The sequence below is a fragment of the Nocardia niigatensis NBRC 100131 genome (assembly GCF_000308655.1).
GTDB lineage: Bacteria > Actinomycetota > Actinomycetes > Mycobacteriales > Mycobacteriaceae > Nocardia > Nocardia niigatensis.
The window spans coordinates 1-1,510 of record NZ_BAGC01000096.1; the positions used below are offsets into that span (position 1 = coordinate 1).

General features: G+C 67.2%; 1 protein-coding gene. It reads left to right on the forward strand.

What is annotated here, in order from left to right; all coding sequences use genetic code 11:
- Positions 1–112: 112 nt before the first annotated feature.
- Entirely contained in the window at positions 113–1,198 is a 1,086-nt protein-coding gene (locus tag ON33_RS30935) for an IS110 family RNA-guided transposase (RefSeq protein WP_040862685.1), read from the forward strand.
- The last annotated feature ends 312 nt before the right edge of the window (positions 1,199–1,510 follow it).

Consider the following 1,510-nt stretch of genomic DNA (forward strand, 5'->3'; position numbering starts at 1 on the left):
GGTATGAGGGCCCACTAAGTTGGGGCCGGAGGCCTCGTTCTGCAAAGCCGCGTGGGTTGCCGGGGTGAAACTCACTTCGGTAGTGCCACATTTGCAGGTCAGGAGGCCCCCGGTGAGTATCGAGCGTACGAGTGTCGGCTTGGATGTGCACGCGTTGTCGGTGGTGGCGTGTGGGATCGACAACGAGACCGGGCAGCTGAGCAGGCAGCGATTGTGTCCGGATCCGGGACAGATCCTGGCGTGGCTGGCGGGGTTGGCGGGGCCGGTGAAGGTGGCTTATGAGGCCGGACCGACCGGGTTCGGCTTATATCGGGCCTTGAGCGCGGCCGGAATCGAGTGTGTGGTGGCCGCACCCTCGAAGCTGCAACGGCCGGCCGGAGACCGGGTCAAGACCGACGCTCGTGATGCCCTGCATCTGGCGCGGTTGCTGCGTCTGGGTGAAATTGTGGCGGTGGCGGTACCCACCGCGGATCAGGAAGCGGCCCGCGATCTGGTCCGCGCCCGCGAGGACGCGCGCGGTGATCTGATGCGGGCCCGGCACCGATTGTCGAAACTGCTTCTGCGCCAAGGGATCGTGTATTCCGGTGGGTCGGCCTGGACCGGCGCCCATGATCTCTGGTTGCGAAGCCAGCACTTCGAGCGGCCCGCGTTGCAGGCGGCCTTCGACTCCGACTACGAAGCGATGACATTGACCAAGGCCCGTCGCGACCGGCTCGATACCGCCATCACCGCCATGGCCACCGACAGCGACTACACCCCGATGGTCCACCGGTTAGGGTGTCTGCGCGGCATCTCGACCCTTACCGGGTTCGCCCTGGCAGTCGAGATCGGCGACTGGCAACGGTTCACCGGCAAAACCATCGGCGCCTATCTGGGCTTGGTCCCCACCGAATACTCCTCCGGCGCCACCCGATCCCAGGGCTCGATCACCAAGACCGGCAACAGCCACGCCCGCCGCCTGCTGGTCGAAGCCGCCTGGCACCATCGCAAGACCTACCGAGCCCCCACCGCCACCATGGGCGCGCGCTGGGCGCTGGCCCCCGCCGCGGCCCGCGCCCGCGGGCACGCCGGCAACCACCGCCTGCACCACCGGTGGGAACAGTTCACCGCCCATCACAAACGCCCCGTGATCGCCAACGTCGCCATCGCCCGCGAACTCGCCGGCTGGTGCTGGTCACTGGCAATTCTCGACGGCTGATACCTGGCCCCCAGACCGCGACCGAGCGGGGAAACTCCGGGTCGGCGTGCGGGACGACCCGCGCTACAGCTATGGGCAGCAACACCTTTCGCGTCGCGACGCCCGACCTCTAGACCAGCGGCACCGTCCCCATCGAAGAGTCGTCCTGCGGTAACCAACCCGCGCATATCAGTCTGACCACGCCGTCGCCAACCCACGACACGACCACGGACAGACCCCCGCTCGACCGCACACGAAAGCGGTCCCGGCAACCGCCGTTACCGGGACCGCTTTCACCTGCCACTTGACAGAACCCGCCTACATATCAGCTGT